The organism is Arcticibacterium sp. GJ41-1, assembly GCF_055808875.1.
In genome coordinates this window covers 770,759-793,554 of sequence record NZ_CM147888.1, presented here as the reverse complement: position 1 = coordinate 793,554, position 22,796 = coordinate 770,759, and the positions used below count along the sequence as shown (strand labels likewise).

The 22,796-nt window shown below is 38.6% G+C and carries 15 protein-coding genes; 10 read left to right on the top strand and 5 right to left on the bottom strand.

What is annotated here, in order from left to right; all coding sequences use genetic code 11:
- The first annotated feature begins 46 nt into the window (after window positions 1–46).
- From AC0L6O_RS03245 to AC0L6O_RS03235, 3 genes are all read left to right on the top strand, one after another.
- Window positions 47–1,375 (top strand): BNR-4 repeat-containing protein, encoded by a 1,329-nt coding sequence (locus tag AC0L6O_RS03245; RefSeq protein WP_473306294.1) that lies wholly within the window; start codon window positions 47–49, stop codon window positions 1,373–1,375.
- 101 nt (window positions 1,376–1,476) lie between these two features.
- The gene (gene cmoA, locus AC0L6O_RS03240; RefSeq protein ID WP_473306292.1) at window positions 1,477–2,202 is read left to right on the top strand and encodes a carboxy-S-adenosyl-L-methionine synthase CmoA; all 726 of its coding nucleotides are present in this window, start codon (window positions 1,477–1,479) and stop codon (window positions 2,200–2,202) included.
- A gap of 19 nt (window positions 2,203–2,221) precedes the next feature.
- On the top strand, window positions 2,222–2,929 hold the full coding sequence (locus tag AC0L6O_RS03235) for a methyltransferase family protein (RefSeq protein WP_473306290.1): 708 nt from the start codon (window positions 2,222–2,224) through the stop codon (window positions 2,927–2,929).
- Between the two features lie 64 nt (window positions 2,930–2,993).
- On the opposite strand, the gene AC0L6O_RS03230 is transcribed toward AC0L6O_RS03235, so the two are convergent.
- The gene (locus tag AC0L6O_RS03230; RefSeq protein WP_473306289.1) at window positions 2,994–3,578 is read right to left on the bottom strand and encodes a gluconate 2-dehydrogenase subunit 3 family protein; all 585 of its coding nucleotides are present in this window, start codon (window positions 3,576–3,578) and stop codon (window positions 2,994–2,996) included.
- Between the two features lie 4 nt (window positions 3,579–3,582).
- Window positions 3,583–5,289 (bottom strand): GMC oxidoreductase, encoded by a 1,707-nt coding sequence (locus AC0L6O_RS03225; RefSeq protein ID WP_473306287.1) that lies wholly within the window; start codon window positions 5,287–5,289, stop codon window positions 3,583–3,585.
- 233 nt (window positions 5,290–5,522) lie between these two features.
- Between AC0L6O_RS03225 and AC0L6O_RS03220 the strand changes: the two genes are divergently transcribed.
- Window positions 5,523–7,061, top strand: a complete 1,539-nt coding sequence (locus AC0L6O_RS03220; RefSeq protein WP_473306286.1) for a sialate O-acetylesterase — start codon at window positions 5,523–5,525, stop codon at window positions 7,059–7,061.
- Window positions 7,062–7,147: 86 nt separating this feature from the next.
- On the opposite strand, the gene AC0L6O_RS03215 is transcribed toward AC0L6O_RS03220, so the two are convergent.
- Window positions 7,148–8,971 (bottom strand): ABC transporter ATP-binding protein, encoded by a 1,824-nt coding sequence (locus AC0L6O_RS03215; protein ID WP_473306285.1) that lies wholly within the window; start codon window positions 8,969–8,971, stop codon window positions 7,148–7,150.
- Window positions 8,972–9,071: 100 nt separating this feature from the next.
- Here AC0L6O_RS03215 and AC0L6O_RS03210 point away from each other — a divergent pair, with 100 nt between their 5' ends.
- From AC0L6O_RS03210 to AC0L6O_RS03185, 6 genes are all read left to right on the top strand, one after another.
- Window positions 9,072–10,121 carry a hypothetical protein gene (locus AC0L6O_RS03210; protein ID WP_473306284.1) on the top strand — a complete coding sequence of 350 codons (1,050 nt, stop codon included), beginning with the start codon at window positions 9,072–9,074 and terminating at the stop codon, window positions 10,119–10,121.
- A 16-nt stretch (window positions 10,122–10,137) separates the two neighbouring features.
- On the top strand, window positions 10,138–12,471 hold the full coding sequence (locus AC0L6O_RS03205; protein WP_473306282.1) for a hypothetical protein: 2,334 nt from the start codon (window positions 10,138–10,140) through the stop codon (window positions 12,469–12,471).
- Between the two features lie 14 nt (window positions 12,472–12,485).
- Entirely contained in the window at window positions 12,486–15,473 is a 2,988-nt protein-coding gene (locus tag AC0L6O_RS03200) for a PVC-type heme-binding CxxCH protein (protein ID WP_473306280.1), read from the top strand.
- A gap of 295 nt (window positions 15,474–15,768) precedes the next feature.
- Window positions 15,769–17,577, top strand: coding sequence for a 3-keto-alpha-glucoside-1,2-lyase-like domain-containing protein (locus tag AC0L6O_RS03195; RefSeq protein WP_473306279.1), 1,809 nt, complete (start codon window positions 15,769–15,771; stop codon window positions 17,575–17,577).
- Window positions 17,578–17,596: 19 nt separating this feature from the next.
- Window positions 17,597–19,516: a hypothetical protein gene (locus AC0L6O_RS03190; RefSeq protein ID WP_473306278.1), complete on the top strand. Its 1,920-nt coding sequence runs from the start codon at window positions 17,597–17,599 to the stop codon at window positions 19,514–19,516.
- A 184-nt stretch (window positions 19,517–19,700) separates the two neighbouring features.
- Window positions 19,701–20,591, top strand: coding sequence for a hydroxypyruvate isomerase family protein (locus AC0L6O_RS03185; RefSeq protein WP_473306276.1), 891 nt, complete (start codon window positions 19,701–19,703; stop codon window positions 20,589–20,591).
- Between the two features lie 60 nt (window positions 20,592–20,651).
- Here the strand turns inward: AC0L6O_RS03185 and AC0L6O_RS03180 are convergent, their stop codons facing one another.
- Window positions 20,652–21,872, bottom strand: a complete 1,221-nt coding sequence (locus tag AC0L6O_RS03180) for an OmpA family protein (RefSeq protein WP_473306274.1) — start codon at window positions 21,870–21,872, stop codon at window positions 20,652–20,654.
- A gap of 22 nt (window positions 21,873–21,894) precedes the next feature.
- Window positions 21,895–22,776, bottom strand: coding sequence for a sugar phosphate isomerase/epimerase family protein (locus AC0L6O_RS03175; RefSeq protein WP_473306272.1), 882 nt, complete (start codon window positions 22,774–22,776; stop codon window positions 21,895–21,897).
- Window positions 22,777–22,796: the final 20 nt, after the last annotated feature.

Sequence of the window (22,796 nt, the reverse complement as noted above, 5' to 3'; positions counted from 1 at the left end):
AAAACAAAGTTTAGTTTAAGGGCTTCAATTCAACCTTAACAAATAAATGAAAGCTTTTTCAATTTCTATTTTAGCATTTATCCTCTTTTCTTTTAGCCTAACGGCTCAAAATTCCAGCTCTTTTGAAACCTTTAGCGATGACGGTGCATGGTGCTGGTTTTCAGACCCCAGAGCCGTTCAAATAAATGATAAAATTTATGCTGGCTGGGTAGCTGCAGACGGCAGTATCATGGTAGGCAGTCATAATCAAAGCACTGGAGAAACCAAAGAAGTGAATATTTCGCCTGAATTTGATAAAGACGACCACGCCAATCCTTCTTTCTTAGTACTTCCTGATAAAAGATTGATGGTATTTTTCTCTGCCCACTCTAGACTAGGTAAAGGAGAAGAAGAACCTGCCATTACCTACGCCACCACCACAAACCCAGAAGATATTAGCTCATGGGAGACACAAAAAAGGCTGACAAAAAATTCAGAAGGGCCCATGAAGTTTTGTTACACAAACCCCGTCATGCTCTCTAAAGAAAACAATAGAATCTATATTTTTTGGCGTGGTGGTGATTGGAAACCTACTTTCGCTTACACCGATGATTTTGGGAAAACTTGGTCTAATGCTCAATCACTTATAAAATCATTTTCTGACAACGGAAAAAGACCTTACGTCAAAATATCAAGCAACGGCATTGACGAAATCAACTTTGCATTTACCGATGGTCACCCAAGAAACGAGCCTTTAAATAGCATATACTACCTAAAATATAAAGCAGGTAAATTTCACAAAGCCGACGGCACTGTGGTAGGAACTATGGAATCGCTTCCAATTAGACACGGCGACTGTGACGTGGTGTATAGCTCACCAGACGAGTTTAAAGAAAGTCATAATGCCAGCAGGGCATGGATTTGGGATATTGCAGAAGATGAGAAAGGAAACCCGGTAATGGTTTATACACGACTTCCTGAAGAATCTAAACATCAATATTACTACGCCAGATGGGATGGCTCTAAATGGGTAAATTCTAAAATATCAGAAGCTGGTTCATGGTTTCCGAGATATCACAAGACAAAAGAAACACGTGAGCCAGAGCCACATTATTCTGGCGGAATCTACCTAGACCATGAAAACACCAACATCGTTTATTATTCAAGACCCGTGGGTGATGTTTTTGAAATCTTTAAATCTGAATCTTCAGATGCAGGAAAAACATGGACAGAAACAGCCATAACCTCAAACTCTGACAAAGATAATGTACGCCCATACGCTATCAGAGGAGCTGGAAAAGATGCCAAAAATCAGATTCTCTGGATGTTAAACGATAGGTATTCGCATTACATGGACTTTAATTCTCAGATAAAAATGGATAGCTCAAAAAAGTAATGTAGAGCTTGTTTTTATTTATAAATTAACACATTTCTAAAATAGACTGCCACAAACGGTCAATAAGCCTTATTTTTGGGCTTTAATCAATACTCTAAAATATGTCCGGTAAAGACAAAGTTTTTGAACAACCCTTAAAAGCTCACGATTTCAAATTCGGAGCCAATGTAGTTTCCGTGTTTGATGATATGGTTACTCGCTCCGTTCCTTTCTACCTTGAAATGCAACGCATGATTACTGAAATTGTTCAGGATTTTGCGGTAGAAGGCACTAATGTATATGATTTAGGCTGTTCTACAGGAACTACCTTAAACAACCTTGACAAGGTACTGCCAGACGGTATCACCTTTGTGGGTATTGACGATAGTAATGAAATGTTAGAGAAGTGTGATGCCAATTTTAAAGAGCAGGGCATGACCAGAGAATATAAGCTAGAGTGGCAAGACATGAACCAATCTGTTAAGATTGAGAATGCTTCAGTTGTGGTTCTATGTTTGACTTTACAATTTATCCGCCCGCTATACAGAGAGCGTTTATTGAAAGAAATTTACGATAGCATGAACCCTAATAGCTGCCTTATTTTGGTAGAAAAAGTTTTAGGAGAAGACTCTCTTTTCAACAGACAGTTTATCAAACATTACTACGATTTCAAACGTAGAAACAACTATAACGAGATGGAGATTTCTCAGAAAAGAGAAGCTCTTGAAAATGTTTTGATTCCTTATAAATTGAATGAAAACATTGAGTTATTGAAGAAAACAGGTTTTGAATACGTAGAGACCTTTTTCAAATGGTATAACTTCTGTGGCATGGTAGCCGTAAAATAATCTAACCCATAAAACACCCATGGTCAAAATTGGTAATGTACTTTATCATAATAGAAACTGGCTTTTCCCTATAGTCTATCTATTTTTATTTATTCCTTTCACGCAAGTTTTTGAGCACCCTAACACTGCCATGATAATTGGCTTTATAGTAGCCATTATCGGGCAAGCTACGCGTATTGCCACTATTGGTTTGGTCTATATTATTCGTGGAGGAAAGAACAGACGTGTGTACGCAGAAGATTTGGTAACTACAGGCATTTTTGCTCATTGCCGTAATCCTTTATACGTAGGTAATATTTTGATGCTTGCTGGTTTAGGAATTGCTTCTAACTCTTTACTTTTCATTGCGGTAATTATTCCGGCATTCTTGTTTATTTATCAAGCCATAGTTAGGGCGGAAGAAGATTTTCTTTCGAACAAATTTGGCAAAGGTTACGACGAATACACCAAAGATGTGAACAGATGGCTGCCTAGCTTAAAAGGCTTAGGAAACACGTTAAGCAGCATGGATTTCAAATGGAACCGTGTTATCATCAAAGAATACAACACCACATTTATATGGCTACTGGGAGGTTTAGGAGTGCTTTACATGCATTTCTTCAGAAACCCAGACTTATATAATATAGCAGAGCACAAGGTCTTTTTCATTGCTGCATTCGCGGCTATTGTAGCGTTCTACTTTATAGCTCGCTATTTGAAAAAAGCTAAGATTATTGTTAGTGATTGATTTACTCTTCATAAATCACTTTAAAGAAAAAGCTCCATTAAGGAGCTTTTTCTTTATCTATTCATCACAAACTATACGTATTCCCAACCTCACTCAAAGGAATACAACCTTTGTACGGCCCAGGAACTGGGTCATAAGTTAATACATTCAGGCCAATTTCTTCTGAAGAAAAATAGCCCCAAAGAGCGGTTGATTTCAAATTTCGATAAAAGCCAACTGGCTCTTGTTTGCCAGCAGCAGTTCCCCAGATAGACCCATTAAATTTGGGAGAATTTGCTTCTTCCATCTTTAAGAATTCTGCTTGGTTTTCTGGACTTAAGTCTGCAAACCTGTCACCAAATTTCTCTTTACATCTGGCGTCAAAATCATCCATCCCTTTGTCCATTTCTTCTTGACCCGCCTCTCCATTGAGTTTTCCATAAACTAGGTCAATAAACATATCAACTTTCATTTCTAAAGCCCCTGGCGTTTCTGTTTTTGGCAGTAAAGTATCTACTAAACTAGAAACCAGTTCGGCGTGCTTTACACTCAAAAACTGTGGCTGCCAATTAAGCCTAGACGTCTCTTTGCATGACTGCAATAACGATGGAAATAAGGCAGTAGCTACGCCAAATAGAGCGGTTTGTTTTAATGCTTCTCTTCTTTGCATAGTATTAAAGGTTTTTCTTTTTAAGTTCAGAAACAGCGTGATTAGCAGCTCTAGCAGTAAGAGCCATGTAGGTCAATGAAGGATTAACACAAGACGAAGAGGTCATACAGGCTCCATCTGTTACAAAAACGTTTTTGACAGCATGTACCTGATTGGTAGCATTCAGTACCGACGTTTTAGGGTCACGACCCATTCTTGCGGTGCCCATTTCATGAATTCCGTAACCCATGCCATGTTCGTTATCAAAACCCACAATATCTTTCAACCCTGCTTTCTCTAACATTTCTACAGCATCTATCTGAATCTGCTTATTGATAGCCAATTCATTTTCTTTAAACTCCGCATCAATCACCAAAGTTGGCCTGCCCCACTTGTCTAATTTGTCTCTATCTAAGCTTACTTGATTTTCATGGTATGGTAAACATTCAGCAAAACCGGTTATGAAAAACTCCCAGTCTCCTGGTTTCATTAGAGCATCTTTAAATTCTCCACCAAAGGCTTCTTGATTTGCTCCTGCACCCCAGTTTGCTCTTCCTGCTCCACCTTGATATCCGTAACCTCTTAAGAATTTATCTGTTGTTGATTTTTCGTCAATATTTCTATACCTCGGAATATAAATACCGTTTGGTCTTCTTCCTTTGTAGTACGTGTCTTCATGACCATCAAATTTACCCATAGCCCCTACTCTGTACGTATGGTCCATTAGGTTATGCCCCAACTCTCCGCTATCATTTCCTAAACCATTTTCAAAACGGTTAGAAGTAGAATTTAACAATAACTGCGTAGTACCAATAGTAGACGCATTACAGAAAACTATTTTGGCGTAATACTCTAGCACTTCCTTTGTTTCAGAATCTATCACTCGCACACCAACAGCCTTTCCTTTTTCTTCATCATAAATGATAGAATCTGCAAGAGAAAATGGTCTGATTGTCAAATTTCCTGTGGCATTTGCCGCAGGTAAAGTCACGGCATTACTACTAAAATAAGCTCCATAAGGACAGCCACGGTCACATCGGTTTCTAGATTGACATTGACCACGACCATTTAAAGGCTCTGTCAAATGAGCTACTCGTCCTATAATCATGTTGCGGCCAGGGAACTCCTTTTCTATTCTTTTCTTAACGTCTTTTTCTACACAGTTTAGCTCCATAGGAGGCAAAAAGTGACTATCTGGCAACTGTGGTAAGCCTATTGCTTCACCCGAGATACCAGCAAATTTTTCAACATGTGTATACCAAGGAGCAATGTCTTTATAGCGTATAGGCCAATCTACCCCATGACCATCTTTGGCATTTGCCTCAAAATCTAAGTCAGACCAACGGTAACACTGTTTCCCCCAAAGCAAAGAACGACCTCCCATTTGGTTTGCCCTTACCCACATAAAAGGCTTAACCTCTTTGTATGGGTTCTCATCATCTTTAGCAAAAAAATGCATGTTGTTTTCCCCAACAAAACCGGTGCGAGCATTTATCTGTCGTTCTTTCAGGTCACCTACAGATGCAGCCCCCCGAAGTTCAGAATCCCATGGGTCATTATTCATGGTAGGATAATCTATCACGTGTTCTACCAGTCTGCCTCGCTCTAGGACTAAAGTTTTAAGTCCACTTTCGCAAAGTTCTTTAGCAGCCCATCCACCGCTAATTCCAGACCCAACGACAATAGCGTCATAGGTCATATCCTTCTTTGCATCAATATTAAAATTCGCCATTAATTTTTCAATAGGTTTGAATGCTAAATTTAAGAAAAGAATTTGATGCTCTTTAATCCAACTGTTTTTAAAACTTAAGGTATTTTAGTAGTTCATTTTAACCGACAGTGTAGGTCAATTTCCTGTTTTAACCTATTCTCTGTTTAGAGCTTACCTTTAAAATAGTATATTGGAACACTAAAGTGAAAGCTAAACTTTCCTCTTTTTTCAACCCTCATATAAAAACGTAAACAATGACTAAGACAAGACTTATCCCCTTATTCCTCGCACTCCTTTTTGCCATTCAGGCAAATGCACAAATCAAATTACCGTCTATTTTTGGCGACCACATGGTTTTGCAACAGAAGCAGAATAATCCAGTTTGGGGTTGGGCGAAGCCAAACGAAAAAATAACTGTAGAGATAAACGGTCAAAGCCACTCTACCACAGCAGATGCCAAAGGAAACTGGCGTGTGGTTTTAAAACCTTTGCCTGTAGGTGGCCCTTATAGAATGCACATTGATGGAGAATCTTCTAATTTCTTTCTTGACGATGTATTGGTAGGCGAAGTTTGGATTTGCTCTGGCCAATCTAACATGCAATGGGAACTCAAAAGAAGCACTAGTGGCCCTTTAGCCATTACTGCAGCCAATTACCCAAATATCCGATTAATTACCGTGCCTAGAGTAGGTACTCCAGAAACCCAAGATGATTTTGAAGGCTCTTGGGAAATAACTACACCAGAAACTGCTGCCGACTTTTCTGCGATAGGCTATTTCTTCGGACAGCGTTTACATCATGCATTAGATGTTCCTATTGGTCTTATTGACAATGCTTGGGGAGGTTCTGCAGCCGAATCTTGGGTAAATAGAGATGTTTTAGAAGCTGATAAAAACTTTAGCGAATTTATGGCATCTTGGAAAAAGCTAGAGTCTACTTATGATTACGAGGAAGAAAAAAAGAAGTGGAGAAAATCTGTGGAAGAGTGGGAAGCCAATAAAGAAGACAAGGCTATGCCAAGAAAACCATACGATTTAATGACAGGCAATCACCGCCCTGCAAACATATATAATGGCGTACTTCATCCTACTATTGGATATGGAATCAAAGGTGTTATTTGGTATCAAGGTGAATCAAACGCAGGCCGTTCTTATCAATACCGTGATTTATTCCCTTTGATGATTCAAAACTGGCGTAACGAATGGAAACAAGGTGATTTCCCATTCTATTATGTACAGCTGGCAGACTTCATGGCAGAAACCGAGCAACCACAAGAAAGTGGCTGGGCAGAACTTCGTGAGGCTCAAACCATGACAAAAGATAGGCTTCCAAATGTAGGCGAGGCTGTCATCATTGACCTTGGCGAAGGCAGAGACATTCACCCTAGAAATAAACAAACCGTAGCCGACCGTTTAGTAAGAATAGCTTTGGCCAGAGATTACCATAAAGACATTATTTATGAAGGACCTAGCTATAAATCAATGGAGGTAAAGGGAGATAAAATTATATTGACCTTTGATAATGTTGGGCAAGGTCTTTACTCTTTTGACACTAAAGAACCTAAAGGTTTTGCTATTGCAGGAGCAGATAAAAAGTTCGTTTGGGCAGATGCCAAAATCATTTCTAGTAACCAAATGGAAATATCAAGCGAAAGTATTTCAAACCCAGTTTCTGTAAGATACGCATGGGCAAACAATCCTGTTTGTAACATGTATAACCGCGATGGCCTACCAATGACACCGTTCAGAACTGACTCTTGGGAAGGTGTAACCTTTGGGAAAAATGTGCGTTGATAATTTAAGCTAGCTTAACATCATTCTCCATGAAAAACGGAAGTCTAGCTTTCGTTTTTCATGGTAAAACCCAAAACCTCAGAAACCTAAATCTCCTGCAACTCTACCAATTTGTGGTAAATACCATCCGCATCAGTGTATAATTCTTGGTGTGTTCCTCTTTCTGCTATTTGACCTTTGTCTATCACTAAAATCTCATCCGCATGTTGGATAGTACTAAGTCGGTGTGCTATCACAAGTGAGGTTCTATCTTTCATGAGATGCATGATAGCGTCTTGTACCAGTTTTTCTGATTCTGTATCCAAAGCAGAAGTAGCTTCATCCAATATCAAAACGGGTGGATTCTGAAGAATGGCTCTTGCAATAGAAATTCTTTGACGCTGCCCTCCTGAAAGTTTGACACCACGGTCTCCTATAACTGTTTCATAGCCTTCAGACTGCTCTTCTATAAACTCATGGGCATTCGCAATTTTGGCGGCAGCTAAAACATCTTCACGACTTACGTCTTTACCAAAAGTGATGTTATTATAAATACTATCATTAAACAAAACAGGGTCTTGAGTCACTATACCCATCAAATTTCTTAAAGAAGCCTGCGATATTTCATTAATATCAATTCCGTCTAACTTTATTTGACCATCAGTTGGTTCATAAAATCTTGGTAACAAATCGGCCAGTGTAGATTTACCTCCACCAGATGGACCCACTAAGGCTACTGTCTTTCCTTTCCCTAATTTGAAATTGACATTCTGAAGTACTTTTTGACCTTCTTCATAGGCAAAAGAAACATTTTCAAAAGCTATTTCATTGTCTAAGGTTTTAACCTCTTTGGCATTAAGACTGTCTGAAATTTCTGGTTCCATGTTTAAAACCTCCAAAATTCTATCACCCGAAGCTATTCCTCTTTGCGAAGCACTAAATGCTTGTGCGATGGTTTTGGCGGGACGAACCACCTGAGAAAAAAGAGCGATATACGCCATAAAAGTAGACGCATCCAAGGCACTTTGGTCTGACAAAATCAAGCTTCCTCCATAAAGCAAGAGCGAAGCCACCATGCTTACACCTACCACTTCTGAGAAAGGATTTGCCAATTCTCTTTTGGCTGCGTAAGAAAAAATAGAACGTTTATAGCCCTGATTCTCTGTCTCAAACTTATTGCTGATAAATTTCTCTGCCACAAACCCCTTCACCACACGCATGCCGCCAAAAGTCTCATCCATCAAGCTCATGATATTACTAAGTCTGCCCTGTCCTTCGCCAGCATCATGTCTTAACTTTTTCAGCATCAAACCCAAAAATGTACCTGTAATAGGAATCACTATCAAAGCAAAAAGTGTCAACTTATACGACATATAAAAAAGGGCAATCAGATAACCCACCAAAAGAAAAAGCTCCTTAATAGCAGCCGAAAAGGTATTGGCAATACTGTTTTCTACTTCTTGCACATCCGTGGTGATTCTAGAAATAATATCTCCTTTTTTCTGGTTATTAAAAAAGCCTATAGGCAGCAGCAATGATTTGTCAAAAATGGCTTGACGGAGGTTTGAAACCATGTTCACCTTAAAGCCTTCCAATAAACGTAAGCTGAGGTATCGGAAAATATTCCCAATGAAAATACCTAGAATAAGAGCAATGCAAACAAATTGTAGTGCTCCTAATTTACCCTTTGTTTCTAGAAAATGAGCGAAATAATAATTGAACCAATCTAGTATGTTGAGGTTTTCTGGTTTGTGAAGCATTCCCGAAACAACTTCTGGTTCTACCTGACCAAATAGTACATCTAAAATAGGCTTTAAAAGCACCAGGTTTAACACCCCAAATACCGCCGCTATAAGAGAGGTAAACAAAAACGGAATGACAAATTTCTTTAGGTTTCCGGCGTAAGAAAGTAGTTTAAAATAAGTGTTCATATAATGGAGCCTTTAATCAGGCTGTCAGATTCTCTTTTATCTATGACTTAGTCAAAAATCAATACTCTTGTCCAAGCTTATCAGATTTTGATTCGCAAAGTTGCGGAAAAGCTTTTACTTTGAGTCTATGACTTGTCGTTTCTTCTTGTGCTGCTTTTGTTTGTTTGTCCTTTCCTGTTCTGAAAAGCCAGAGAAAAAGGTCATATCAAAGGCTGTATACCATTGGAAAGCGAGCTTTCAACCTTCACAGAAAGCGAAAGAAACTATCAAAACACTCAACATTCAGAAAACTTACATTCGCTTTTTTGATATCGATTTTAACGCTGAAGCAAATGAAGCTATCCCGAAAAGTATTGTAAAATTTAAAGACAGTCCAAAAGGCGATATAGTTCCTGTTATTTACATTACTAACAGAACCTTCAAAGAGATAAACGAAACTGAAATAGGCGACCTTGTTTCTAAAACCGCTATTAAAATAAAATCTATCGCTTCTGCCGACTCATTAAGTTTTGATGAAATACAGTTAGACTGCGACTGGACCAAAACCACAAAAGCTAAATACTTTCTATTTCTAGAAAAACTGAATGCTAAATTTGATAACAAAATCAAACTCACCGCTACCCTAAGGCTTCATCAAGTTAAATTCAAAGAAAAAACAGGCGTACCGCCGGTAGACAGAGTTGCACTCATGTTATATAATGTGGGCGACTGGACCAACATAAACACCAAAAATTCGCTTTTTGACCCAAGCATTATTGACCAATACATTTACCGCCTACCAGAATACCCACTGCCCGTTAACATTGCTTTGCCCATTTATCAGCAAGCCATAGTTTTTAGAAATAATCGGTTTCATACATATTTCAAAAATGTTTCTAAGCTAGATTTAAGAAAACATTTTAATACCAAATCCGGGGAAAACGACAAACTGCTTATTTGTCAAGAAAACTGTGAGTTTCAGAATCAGTCTTTCCGAAAAGGCGACGTTTTTAGGCATGAAGAAGTGGACTTCAAAACCCTCAACAAGGTCAAAAAAGCTATTCTTGAAAGGGTTAACAATAAAGATGTGCAAATTTTGCTCTTTCACCTTGACGACAAAAGCTTGGAAAACTTTACACTAAAACAATATGCGAAGCTGTTAGAAAATTAGATTATAGTTTAAACCAATGAAACTAAAAAGACTTCTCTCCTACTTTATTCTTTTCTCTATTGCCTGTGGACCAGGTCCGCTAGATTTTACAGAATACTTCACCATTTTTTACCCTGAAGCGGCCAATAATCCCTCTGCTACACAGCCTTATTTTTACACCAACGACTACTTAAACCAGCAGTATTCTATGCTGAGCTCTGCTCAATTGGCAGATTCGCTCAATATTGAAAGCTGGTATAATTACGCAGACAAAAAGATTGACAAAGCGGCCATTAAAAATGGTTTGTACGAAAAAACATCAGGGGAAAAATTTGCATCGCAACTTCGAAAAATCGGAAAACCTGAGGCTGCCGATTATGTACTATTAGCACAAGAAGTAGATAAAGAAACTGAAAAAAGAGCCAGCTATTGGGAGCCAGCTGAGCCCGTCAATGAGCAACTATTAGCCGACCTTAGAGATGTTGCCCTTATAAATGCCAATAAGTCAAACAGTGATTTCATAAAGGAACGCTACGCTTTTCAATTGATGAAAATAGACGCTAAAGTTAATGACTGGCGTTCTTTGTTTGAAGACTATGAGAAATTCAAAAAAGAGGTAAAAACAACAACATACATCTCGGAATGGTCTCAAAGCAGGTATGCTGGAGCCTTACTTTACAAAGGAGACACCGCAAAAGCTGTTTTAGAATTTGCGAAAATTTTTGAGAAATCACCCACCAGAAGAAACCAAGCTGATTTAAGTGTTAGAAGGCTAAATAAACCACATTTTGAAGACGCGATTCAGCTTTGCCAAAATGAGGAAGAAAAACTAATGGTTTATGCTTTGCAGGCCATCCAACCTTTTCAAGATGGACTGGAACTCTTAAAAAAGATGATTGCCATAGACCCAAAGCATCCGATGTTGGAATTGGTCATGGCGAGAGAAATCAATAAAAATGAAGTTAATTTTTATGCCGAAAAAAATGCGGGTTTATATTCTCATAACCTTGATGTTTTAGACCAAGATTATAAAATAGACTCTTCAAAAGTTCAGGGTATTGAAAATGAAAGTAAAACATACTTTCAATCGCTTTTAGCATTTAATGCAGACTTATTAAAAAGCAAAAGTTTAAAGGAAAAGGCATTTTGGCTAACCACGGCTGCCTACCTCCACTATATAAAAGGCGATTACCTAGCAATGGAACCGCTTCTGGAAAAAGCGGAGGATGAGGATGTGAATAACACTGCTTTGAAACGTCAAATACAGCTTTTTAAAACACTCTATTTCTTAGAAACCGAAGCCGTAGATGAGGAAGAAAGTTTGCTAGAGCAAATAGCTGTATTTAAAAAAGTAGAAACCTTCCGAGATAATAATGTTTTGGTGCTATTGACCGATAGGTTACAAGACAAGTATTTAAGTGTTAAAACTGTTGAATCTAAAAGCTGGTTGCAGTCATGCTTTAAAAACAAGGTAGAAAGTATTGATACCCAAAAAGTGAAGGCTTTCTTGGCAGAGAATATTGCCGCAGTAAAAGAGGATAATTATTCTTACATGAACGGTACTTCAGAAGCAAGACTTTTGGAAACACAAGAAGCACAGCTTTTAGAGGCGACATTAGACTTTATTAATAGCGAAGATTTAAGTACTGCAGACAAGCAATTAATTGCCCTTTCAGGCATCAATAAGCAAAACCTGTTGATGGCTTATGGCAGAAAACTCATTAGAAGCCAGCAATACGAAAAAGCACTTGCCGCATTCAAACAATGTGAAGTGTCCCATTTTCAGGAAGGTCCTTTTACACATTATTTCTCTCCAATTCCAAGACAATTTATTATGGGGGAAGAAGTAGATGAGGGATTGCTCAATCCATTATACTTCTTGGAAAATGCTGTCAAAAACCAAAATGAAGTAGTTAAGAATCCGAAAAATGCAAGAGCTTGGTATGAGCTAGGATTAGCAGCTTATAATATGAGCTACTGGGGAAATGGCTGGCTTTTTTCTGACCGTGAATGGAGTGCCATGGAAATTCAATACGGCGAACCAACTGCCGAAGATTACTTTACAAATACCTATGCTAAAGAGTGTTTTGAAAAGGCACTAGCTGCTAATCCTGAGCCCGAATTAGGTGCTAAAATTTGTTACATGGGTGCTTTATGCGAAAGAAATCAATATTTCGTGGCCTATACCAACGGCCAACCCAAAACCTATAAACAAGAAGAGCTAGATTACTATAGAATCAAAATGGAAACTAGCGTAAAACCTACATTTCAGAGTTTCTTCAAAAGGCTAAAGAACAAATACGACGAAACAGTTTACGAAAGTCAAGTAATTAAAGAGTGTATGTCATATGTAAGTTTTAAATTACAGTAAATAACACTAGCCCCATGAAATACTTCTCTCTGTTTATCCTAATTATTTTAGCATCCTGCGAAAAACCAAACCCTGCTTACTTCGACCAAAATCCTGAATTCCAAAAAGCTTTGGCTGATTTTGAAATCATGGATGGATTCAATATTGAAATAGTGGCAGCCGAACCTCTTATTTCTGACCCAGTTGCCATAGAAATTGATGAAAACGGAGATTGGTATGTAGCCGAGATGCCTGGATATCCATTGGATTTAACAAAAACAGGGAAAATCAAAAAGCTAATAGACACCGATGGAGACGGTTTGCCAGATAAAAGCGAAATTTTTGCAGACAGCCTCACATTGCCAATGGGCTTAATGAAATGGGAAGATGGAATTTTGGTGGCAGATGCTCCAGATGTAACATTCCTAGCTGATAAAGACAATGATGGCAAAGCTGATGTCATAAAAGCCATGCTTACTGGGTTTTCTCTTTCAAACCCGCAGCATAACATGAATACCCCCAAATTCGGCATTGACAACTGGATTTATGTGGCTCACTCTGGTGCCATTAATTCATTTGCCTACGAGCATGTTTTTAACGACAAAGGCTCTGAAGTAAGATTCGCAAATGAAGCTCAGTCGCCAAAATTGGCAAGAAATGCAGATGGAAGGAATGTTCGCTTTAAGCCTAATTCGCTAGAGCTTGAAACGCTCTCTGGCGAATCACAATATGGGCATACGACCGACCCATGGGGTCATCGATTTTACACAGATAATGCAAATCACCTTTTCCATGAAGTGATGGATGCACGCTATGTGAATGCAAATCCAAATTTGGCGATAGAGGAAGCCATGGAGAAGTTTTCTGACCACGGCAATGCCGCCAAAGTATTTCCAATTACACTAAACCCAAATCATCAATTGCTAACCGATGTGGGTCAAATAACATCTAGCTGCGGCATCACTTGGTACGATGGCGGAGCTTTTGGCTCAAGCTTTGAAAATACCACATTGATAGGTGAGCCCGTTCATAATCTAGTTCACATAGACCATATAGAAACAGAAGGAGCTACTTTTTCAGGAAAAAGAGTCTTGGAAAATAAAGAGTTTTTGGCCTCCAAAGACCCTTGGTTCAGACCTGTATTCTTTTATGTAGGACCAGACGGAGCTTTATATGTGGTAGATTATTACCGCCAAATAGTGGAACACCCAGAGTGGATGAGTGATGAAGTAAACGAAAGTGGTGCTTTATACGAAGGAACCAACAAAGGCCGAATCTACAGGATAACACCAAAAAGTGGTCTTAAAATGGACTGGATGAGTGTCTTGACCCTTGGAAAAAAATCTACAGAAGAACTGGCCGAACTTTTAAAACATGAAAATGGATGGTATAGAAGAACCGCCCAGCGTTTACTTTTTCAAAGAGACGACCATGCGGCTGCCCCTATTCTTCATGAAATATTGAGCGAAAGTAATGAGCAAGCCAAAATTCCTGCATTATGGCTGCTTCATGATTGGCAAGAATTAACAAGTGATGACTTGAAATCGGCTTTAACAGCTGAAGAACCAGGCGTAAGAGAAAACGCATTACAGTTAGCTGATAGAGTTTGGTCAAACCCCGATTTCCAAACAGATGAACTCAAAGCGGCAATATTAAAAACGGCAAATGACCTAAGTGAAAGAGTCAGGTTTCAATGGCTTTGCTCCGCTGCCTTTTTTGATTTCCCTGAGAAAGAAGCATTAAAGTCTACTATTCTAAAGCAAGATGTGGAAGACAAATGGGTAGGCATTGCAGCCATAGCCTCCTCGGCAGGTTCTGAAGAACAATTATTTCAGAATGCCGTAAGTGATTTTGGAGCGGAGGCCTCAAAAAATAAAAGTGAGTTTTTTACTCATTTGGCCGCCACCATATTTAAAAAGGGGGGAGCTAATCTAATTGCTAACATTCTAGACGCTAAGGGTGACAATAACAGTTGGTGGCAAGCCGCCATGCTTTCTGGCATATCATCTATACAGGCCTATGGCAGCCCAAAGTCGTTGACCAAGTTAGAACAAGAGCAACTCTTGAACACTTTCTTAAACAGTCAAAATCCTGAACTTCGCAAAAGTATGATTCGTGTTTTTGATGTATATAAGGTTTCCAATACTTTGAACACTAATCCTATTTATGCCAAAATGAAAAGCGATAATAACATCGAATTTCAGATAGACGGAATGAGCTTGTTATCAACTTTAGGAGAGCCTAAAATCAAGGGCAAAATCCTTGAAAATATTCTTACCGGCGAAAATGAAAAATTGCAATTAGCATCAATAAAAGCTTTGTCAAATACTTTAAGCAGCACTGAATTGGCAAGTATTAACAAGAAATACACAGATTTGACCAGTTCTTCCAAAAAGGCTTGGATAGCTTACTTACTGAATAACGAAAACAAAGTTTCTGAATTAATTAAGCAGGTAGAGTTAGGAAATATTGCCAAGACGGATATTGAATGGCCGCAAATAGTTCATTTGATGAATTATTATGATACCGATATTAGAACCTACGCCAGAGAGGTGTTTGCTATTAATGAAGACCGTAAAGCCGTGCTTCAAAACTATTTACCAGCTGCTGATATAAAAGGTGATGCCGAAAACGGCAAAAAACTATTTGCTCAAAACTGTGCTATTTGTCATCAAATTGACGGTAAAGACGGCACTGCCTTTGGCCCTGACTTAGCCACTTTAAAAAGCAGAAACAAACATTCTATCATTACAGAAATCATAAACCCTAATAATTCCATTGCCGATAAATACGGTCAATGGAACATTGAAACAAATGATGGTAATTACCTATCAGGTATTATTGTTTCGGAAAGTGAAAACTCATTAAGCCTGAAAACACTTGGTGGGCAAACAGAAAATATAGCGAAGACAGCTATAAAATCTCGTCAAATAGCCAAACAGTCTGCTATGCCAAACGGTTTAGAGGGTGCTATTTCACCAGAAGGGATGTCCGATATTTTAGCTCTTATAAAAGGAGAGTAATCAAAAAGAAACTCTTGAACAAAATCTGCCAGCTAGAGAACAGAAGCCTTACGGCAACTTTAAATTTCGGTAAACTTTATGCTAGAGGTTAAATAAACCCTTAGTTATAATTTTTAGAATATAAGAGCCACTTTATCAAACAAATAAACAATTGACTTCTAGATTTTAAATTCTTTTAATAACTGAAAATCTATCCTCTTGTCTACTTTTCTACCTAAAAAGCTGACAACTTAGGCTTTATATCGAATTTTCTCGACTTATATTTGAAGTTCCATTTTAGAAAATACATAAACAAATGAAAAAAAATGCTCTCGGGCTACTCCTACTAGGGAGTATCAACCTCCTATTTGCTCAGGAAAAGATTTTATCTGACGACCTATCTGGGTTTTCGAATAAAGCGAACAATTGGAGTATTGTGGGTAGTGCCTCTGCCAATCCTTTCCTTGACAATAACCTTGAAACTACTGCCGGTAAAGGCGTATTGGCCAACATCCATGAACATGGTACCTATGGCGGACAATATGAATTAGTCTCAGACTTTACACATGGCGACCTTGATATATCATTTGATTTTATGATAGCCAAAGGTTCTAATTCAGGCATCTATCTCCAAGGAAACTATGAAATTCAATTGTTTGATAGTTGGGGAAAGAAAAACCCTATCTACGGAGACTGTGGTGGAATTTACCAAAGATGGGACGAAAGTAAACCTGAAGGTCAAAAAGGCTATCAAGGCTATGCTCCAAGAATAAATGCAGCTAAAGCTCCTGGCTTATGGCAGCACATGGATATTTCTTTTCAAGCGGCAAAGTTTGACGCCAAAGGAAATAAAATAGCCAATGCCGAAATTCTTTCTGTAAAGCTGAATGGCATGTTGATTCATGAAAATGTGGAGCTTTCGGGTGTAACTAGAGGTGCCATGACTGCAAAAGATGTGGCAAAAGGTCCATTAAGATTTCAAGGCGACCATGGTTCTTTAGCATTAAAAAACATCATGATAAGCAACTTTGATAAACCAAGTGCAAGCTTGGAAAACTTAACATACAAAGTTTCTTATGCTCCTTATGACCCAAGTGCAGACCCAAAGAATCTTGCGATTGACGACTCAGGCGAGTTAAAAGAGCTTTCGTGGGAATTCATGAAGCAGCCAAACGAATACTCTTATACTATTAAAGGAGATTTTACCGCCCCAGCAGATGGGAAATATACTTTCAATCAGTTTTCCTCCGCTAACAACACGCTAAGCATTGACGGAAAAGAAGTTTTGGCCAACAAATACACAGGTTCAAATGACGAAAGAACAGGTGTAATTGAATTAAAAGCAGGTAAGCATTCCTTAGAAATATATAATGCGAAATATGACGGCTGGATGAGCCCTACATTGGGTCTCTTTGTGACTGGTCCTGGTTTTAGAAAAGTGGCTCTTCACTCACCAAGCTCTATGTTTGGAAATAAAGCTACCGACCCTATTTTAATTGATGCCAAAACCAATACAAACCTTAGAAGTTTTATGGATTTTGACAATGGCGACGAACGAATCAGAATTGTTCACGCCATAAGCGTTGGTACACCAGAAAATATTCACTTCACGTATGACCTTGACAAGGGTGCTTTGCTTCAATTTTGGAGAGGCGATTTCTTAGATGCTACGCCAATGTGGGATAGCAGAGGAGACGGTTCTTCAAGACCAAGAGGTTCATTGACATTACTTAACAATGATTTGACGCTTGCGAAAACGGCATTGGCCTGGCCTAAAGACACCGTAGGTACTGGGTACAAACCAAAGGGTTACACCATAGATGAAAACAATATGCCAACTTTCGTTTACGAAATTTATGGCTCTAAAGTAAGCGACAAAATCAGGGTTAAAGACGGAAAAAACTTTGAAAGAACTATTACGGTAGACGGCTCAAAAGATTTGTTTGCCAAACTGACTAGTGCTTCAAAGATTGAAAAAATGTCTGACAACTTATATGCGATTGATAATAAAAGCTGGTACATAAAACTAGACCCGAATGCTTCTGTTATTATCAGCACAAATGGCAACAAAAAAGAGCTAAAAGTTGCGGTGAAAGACCAATTGACTTACGAGCTATTATTCTAATATTAAAAGATTTAGATAAATGAAAAAATTACAAATATTACTTTTAAGCCTCTTCTGCTTTGCTGTGCAAGCTCAAGAGTCTCCAAAAGAAGAAGATTTTTACAAAATTGTTACGCCGCCAGTTCCTGAAGGAGTGCTTTTAGAGGTGGGTGGTGTATGTACATTACCTAATGGCTCTGTGGCTGTTTCTACCAGACGAGGAGATATCTGGATTCTGGAAAACCCACTTAGCAGAAAACCATATTACAAGTTATTTGCTTCTGGCTTACATGAAATTCTTGGTTTAGAATACCGAGATGGTTCTTTCTATTGCGTGCAGCGTGGTGAGCTAACTAAACTAACCGACGAAAACGGAGATGGCAAAGCAGACCGTTATGAAACCGTAAGTGCATGGCCAGTTTCTGGGCATTACCATGAGTATTCTTTCGGACCTAAATTTGCTCCAGATGGTAGCTTCTTTGTTAGTGGAAACGTAGCTTTTGGAAACGAAGAATGGTGGAGAGGAGAAGCAAGAGTGCCTACTAGAGGGACTGTATTTAAAGTGTTTCCTGATGGCCATAGAGAAGAGTGGGCTACAGGAATGCGTTCCCCAGCTGGTTTAGGAATGATTGACGGTGAGTTATTTTATGCCGACAATCAAGGTGACTGGATGGGTTCTGGTGGAATTTGGCATTTGAAAAAAGGTGCTTTTACAGGTCACCCAGCTAGTTTAGCATGGACCACGGAAGACTCGCCTACCAAACTTACGGAAGAGCAGTTTTTTGCGGAACGCGACAACAGAAAAGTTAGAAACGCAGCAGGTGCCTATATCAAACCTGAAAACGTGGTAGACGAAACGCCAGATATGCTTTGGCAGCTGAAAGAAAAATACCCACAGGTACAAACTCCTGTAGTTTGGTTACCTCATGGTATTCTTGGTATTTCTAATTCAGAATTAATAAAAGACGAAACTAAAGGAGCTTTTGGCCCATTTAGCAACCAGATTTTTATAGGTGACCAAGGTCAATCTAAAATCATGCGTGTGTTTATGGAGAAAATCAATGGTGAGTACCAAGGTGCTGCCTGGGACTTTAGAAGTGGTTTTCAGTCTGGTGTAATGAGAATGGATTGGGCTAAAGACGGTTCTCTTTTTGTGGGAGAAACTAACCGTGGATGGGGCTCTGCTGGAGATGCCAACCAAGGTTTCCAAAGGTTAGTATGGAATGGTAAAATGCCATTTGAAATGCTAACTGTAAAGGCTATGCCTGATGGTTTTGAAGTAGAATTTACATTGCCGGTAGATAGAAAATCTGCGGAAGATTTAGCTTCTATTTCTGCTTCTAGTTTTAACTATAAGCACCACCCAGTTTATGGTTCGCCTCCTATTTATAGAGAAGACTTAAACATTAAAGGTGTTAAACTTTCTGCCGATGGCAAAAAACTGAGAATAGTAATGGATGGCTTAAGAAAGTACTTTGTACATGAGCTAAACCTTGACGGCATTAGAGCTGCTGGTACCTACTACTCACTAATTCACCCTACTGTTTATTATACTTTGAATAATATTCCTGCAGGAGATAAAGCGTCAACATCAGATTTGAAAACAACGGATTCTGGAAAAGCAAAACCTGCTTCTGCTTCAAAAACAGTTAAGAAATTGGTTTCTCCTGATGGTCAAGGTCAAGCAAAAGCTTCGGCTGCTGCTCCTACTTATGATGAGGTGAAGCCTTTGCTTCAAAAGCATACCTGTTTGGCTTGTCACTCACAAGACAAAAAAGTGATTGGACCAGCATTTAAAGACATTGCCAAAAGAAAATACAGCGATGCCAAAATTGCCGAATTAATTGCAGTTCCTCAGCCAAAAAACTGGCCTGACTATGCTACGCCAATGGCCCCAATGCCACATGTGCCAAAAGCTGATGTGATGAAAATTGCTAGTTATATAAACGGGTTGAGGTAATCTAAAACTTCGTTTCAATTTAAACACCGGTTGTCAATATTGATAGCCGGTGTTTTCGTTTTTAGGGCGTCTGAAATAATTCAAATGATTGCACAAACCAGCAATTTGGCTGTTTTGAGATAAGCAGAATTCAGCAGAACCAATTTCTTTGCTTAACTTTAACCGTTACCCTAACAGAACAATAATGAACACATCAAGACGAAATGCCATTAAGGCCTTGGGCACAGTGGCGGCAACCTCAATAGCTGGAGGAGCAATTGCAAACGAACATTTAATCAAACCAAAAGTGGAACTTAAGAATAACATAAAGCACTCTGTGTGTAGATGGTGCTATGGCTCTATTGATTTTGAAGAATTATGCCAAGGTGTAAAAGACATCGGGATGGCTTCTATAGAACTTACTGGTCCTGAAGAGTGGCCAATATTGAAAAAGTATGGTTTAACAGCAGCCATTGGTTGGGGTGCATGGCCTAAAGGAACTGGTCTTACCAACTTTTTTGCCAACACTAAAAATCACGAAGTACTTATTCCTTTTTATGAAAACCTGCTAAAGCAAGCTTCTGAAAACGGTATTAAAAGTATTATCTGTTTTTCTGGAAACAGAAATGGCATGAATGATTACGAGGGTATGATAAACTGTGCCACCGTGATTAGAAAGCTAATTCCAACCTGTGAAAAGTACGACGTTATACTTTCTATGGAGTTACTTAGCTCAAGAAATAGCCACAGAGATTACATGTGCGACCACATAGACTGGGGTGTGTCATTATGTGAAATGGTGGGTTCTGAATACTTCAAATTATTATATGACATCTTCCATATGCAGAGTATGCACGGAGACCATATCAGAAATATCAGACGTTTTGGAAAATACATAAACCATTACCATACAGGTGGAATGCCAGGCCGTAACGAGATTGACGAAACACAGGAAATCTATTACCCAGCGGTGGTAGAGGCCTTAATAGAATCAGGTTACAAAGGCTATTTAGGTCAAGAGTTTATTCCTAAAGCAAAAGACAAAGCAGGCATGTTAGCATCACTTGAAAGATGTGTTAAAATATGTGATGTTTGATAAGCTTTTCAAGCTCAAATTTAAAACGAAGTATCGCGAGGTGCTTCGTTTTTATTTTGGCTACTCCATACTTAAAATTTTCAACTCCACACGTCTGTTTAGTTCTTCTTCATCTCTTGAGATTGGCCTATCTGGGCCTAAACCCAAGGTTCTAATTCGTCTTCCGTTTATTCCTTTCTGCACCAAATAGTCTTTACACGCCTCCGCCCTAAGCTCCGAAAGTTCAATATTGGCTCCTCTGTCTCCTTCCGATGAAGTATGTCCACTAATTTCAATTTTTGATTTAGGATACCTTAGTAAAAACTTATACACCGTATTTAAACTCTGCTGACTATAATAATCTAGTTCCGAAGAAGACTGCTCAAATTGAATCTCCTGCATCACTAATTCTTCCCCTATTCTTACTGCTTGCTCCCCTATCTCAAAACTCTCATCATTCGTTGAAACCATTGGTTTCTTCACCTTTATTGGCTTTGGTGCTCTCTCTTTTTTTCTAAAATTAAAAGACTGTTTAAGACCTAAAAATACACCATTGATAAGTTTGTTATTTCTATTTCTTCCTATGAGCGAGCCTCCATTATAAAAGTCAATTTGTTCTACATAAAGAGGCTGAAGAGCAAAACTAAAACCTAGCTCCAGTTCCGTATCACCTCCTAAAAACACCTCTTGCCCTATACCTAAGTAAAGTCCATATTTAAGGTCATTAGACACTAGGGTGTTGTATTTCAAACCTGTGCCACTTGTATTGGTATAGTCTCCTGAGATTATATCCGAAGAATATTTTTCTTTACGCCTGTTGTAAAAACCATTGGCATTTGGAATGAAATTTCCCTGCACCACATAATAGAGATTATAGGCTCTATATTTTATGCCAAAGTTTAGACTTAGGTAATTATAATTATCAAGAAAAGCCTGCACCTGCTGCCCCTGAAAATCATAATTCAAACTTGGCTTATAGGCACTCACATAATTTACCCTCGTTCCTCCCGCAGTTAAATCAATGTTTTGCGATAGCTTATAATTAAAATTTACGCCTATCCTATTTGTTGTTTGAAGGTTGAAGCTTCTTTCTCCTTGATTATTTGTGGTATAACCAATGTTGTAAAATTTCCATATGTAGTTCATCCTTTGGTTTCCCTCTATTGCTTTTTGAGCACCGGGCAGCAGCATTCCTAAACCAAAATGAGGGCTTATGCCAAATCTAGAATTTTCCGCTTGCCCAAAGGCTAGGCTAGAAGAAAAAACTAAAACACAGATAAATAGAATTTTGGCTTTGGTCACTTTCAAGTAAATTTTGGTTCAACTAAGCATTAATAATTTGACTAAAAAGAGGCAATGCTTGTTTTAAATCTGGCAGTTCTGGGTGCCATCTTTTCTCCCATTCTAGACTTATAAAGCCCTTGTAGTTTATTTTATCGAGTTGCCTCAAAACCTTTGCAATAGGCACTTCCCCTTTTCCTGGCAAAAAGTATTCGTGGGTTTCTCTATTCTTAAAACTACCGTCTTTAATCTGAACAAACTCTATAAATGGTTTTAACGATTTCGTCATTTTTGATGCGGACTCCTCCGTCAAATAATGCATATTGAAATAGTCCCAAATTATACCTGAACTGCCGGCTGGCTGCTCATTCATAACCTGCTTAATATCTTCAGACCAAACCAAATCTCCATGGCAGTCTAGAAGTACTTTCACGCCACTCCCATTTGCATATTCATTGGCTTCTTGCAGCCCCTCACTTATCAAATTGAGGGATTTTTCTTTATCATTTTTGAAAGCAAATTTGTCTGGAAAAACTCTGACATAAGGGCTATTTAGCTCTACCGCCAAATCAACATACCTTTTCAGCTCATCCAAATTAGCCTGACGCTTGCTTGTTTCTGTTTGATGTAAATTAGATGAGGGGTTTAGGTTGACAATTTCAACACCGCTATCTTCTGCCCTTCTCTTCGACTCCTTTAGCATTGCTTTAGAAAAAACAGGGCTTTTCAAAATATCAATCTCACTACCTAGCCCTCTTATTTCTATGCCTTTATAGCCATATTTTTCAGCATTATTTATAATTTCTTCCCAAGTCCAGTCAGGGCAACCTAAAGTGGAAAAGCAGAGTTTCCGGCCTTTCTTAAAAGACATTTGAACAAAACCAGACAAAACCGTAGCTAAGAAAAGTCTTCTATTTAAATTCATAAAGGTTAATTGTATTGATA

Bases quoted from the DNA above. Each gene is read 5' to 3' on its own strand.
- AC0L6O_RS03245 (WP_473306294.1), top strand. From the start codon at position 47: ATGAAAGCTTTTTCAATTTCTATTTTAGCATTTATCCTCTTTTCTTTT.
- cmoA (WP_473306292.1), top strand. From the start codon at position 1,477: ATGTCCGGTAAAGACAAAGTTTTTGAACAACCCTTAAAAGCTCACGAT.
- AC0L6O_RS03235 (WP_473306290.1), top strand. From the start codon at position 2,222: ATGGTCAAAATTGGTAATGTACTTTATCATAATAGAAACTGGCTTTTC.
- AC0L6O_RS03230 (WP_473306289.1), bottom strand. From the start codon at position 3,578: ATGCAAAGAAGAGAAGCATTAAAACAAACCGCTCTATTTGGCGTAGCT.
- AC0L6O_RS03225 (WP_473306287.1), bottom strand. From the start codon at position 5,289: ATGGCGAATTTTAATATTGATGCAAAGAAGGATATGACCTATGACGCT.
- AC0L6O_RS03220 (WP_473306286.1), top strand. From the start codon at position 5,523: ATGACTAAGACAAGACTTATCCCCTTATTCCTCGCACTCCTTTTTGCC.
- AC0L6O_RS03215 (WP_473306285.1), bottom strand. From the start codon at position 8,971: ATGAACACTTATTTTAAACTACTTTCTTACGCCGGAAACCTAAAGAAA.
- AC0L6O_RS03205 (WP_473306282.1), top strand. From the start codon at position 10,138: ATGAAACTAAAAAGACTTCTCTCCTACTTTATTCTTTTCTCTATTGCC.
- AC0L6O_RS03200 (WP_473306280.1), top strand. From the start codon at position 12,486: ATGAAATACTTCTCTCTGTTTATCCTAATTATTTTAGCATCCTGCGAA.
- AC0L6O_RS03195 (WP_473306279.1), top strand. From the start codon at position 15,769: ATGAAAAAAAATGCTCTCGGGCTACTCCTACTAGGGAGTATCAACCTC.
- AC0L6O_RS03190 (WP_473306278.1), top strand. From the start codon at position 17,597: ATGAAAAAATTACAAATATTACTTTTAAGCCTCTTCTGCTTTGCTGTG.
- AC0L6O_RS03185 (WP_473306276.1), top strand. From the start codon at position 19,701: ATGAACACATCAAGACGAAATGCCATTAAGGCCTTGGGCACAGTGGCG.
- AC0L6O_RS03175 (WP_473306272.1), bottom strand. From the start codon at position 22,776: ATGAATTTAAATAGAAGACTTTTCTTAGCTACGGTTTTGTCTGGTTTT.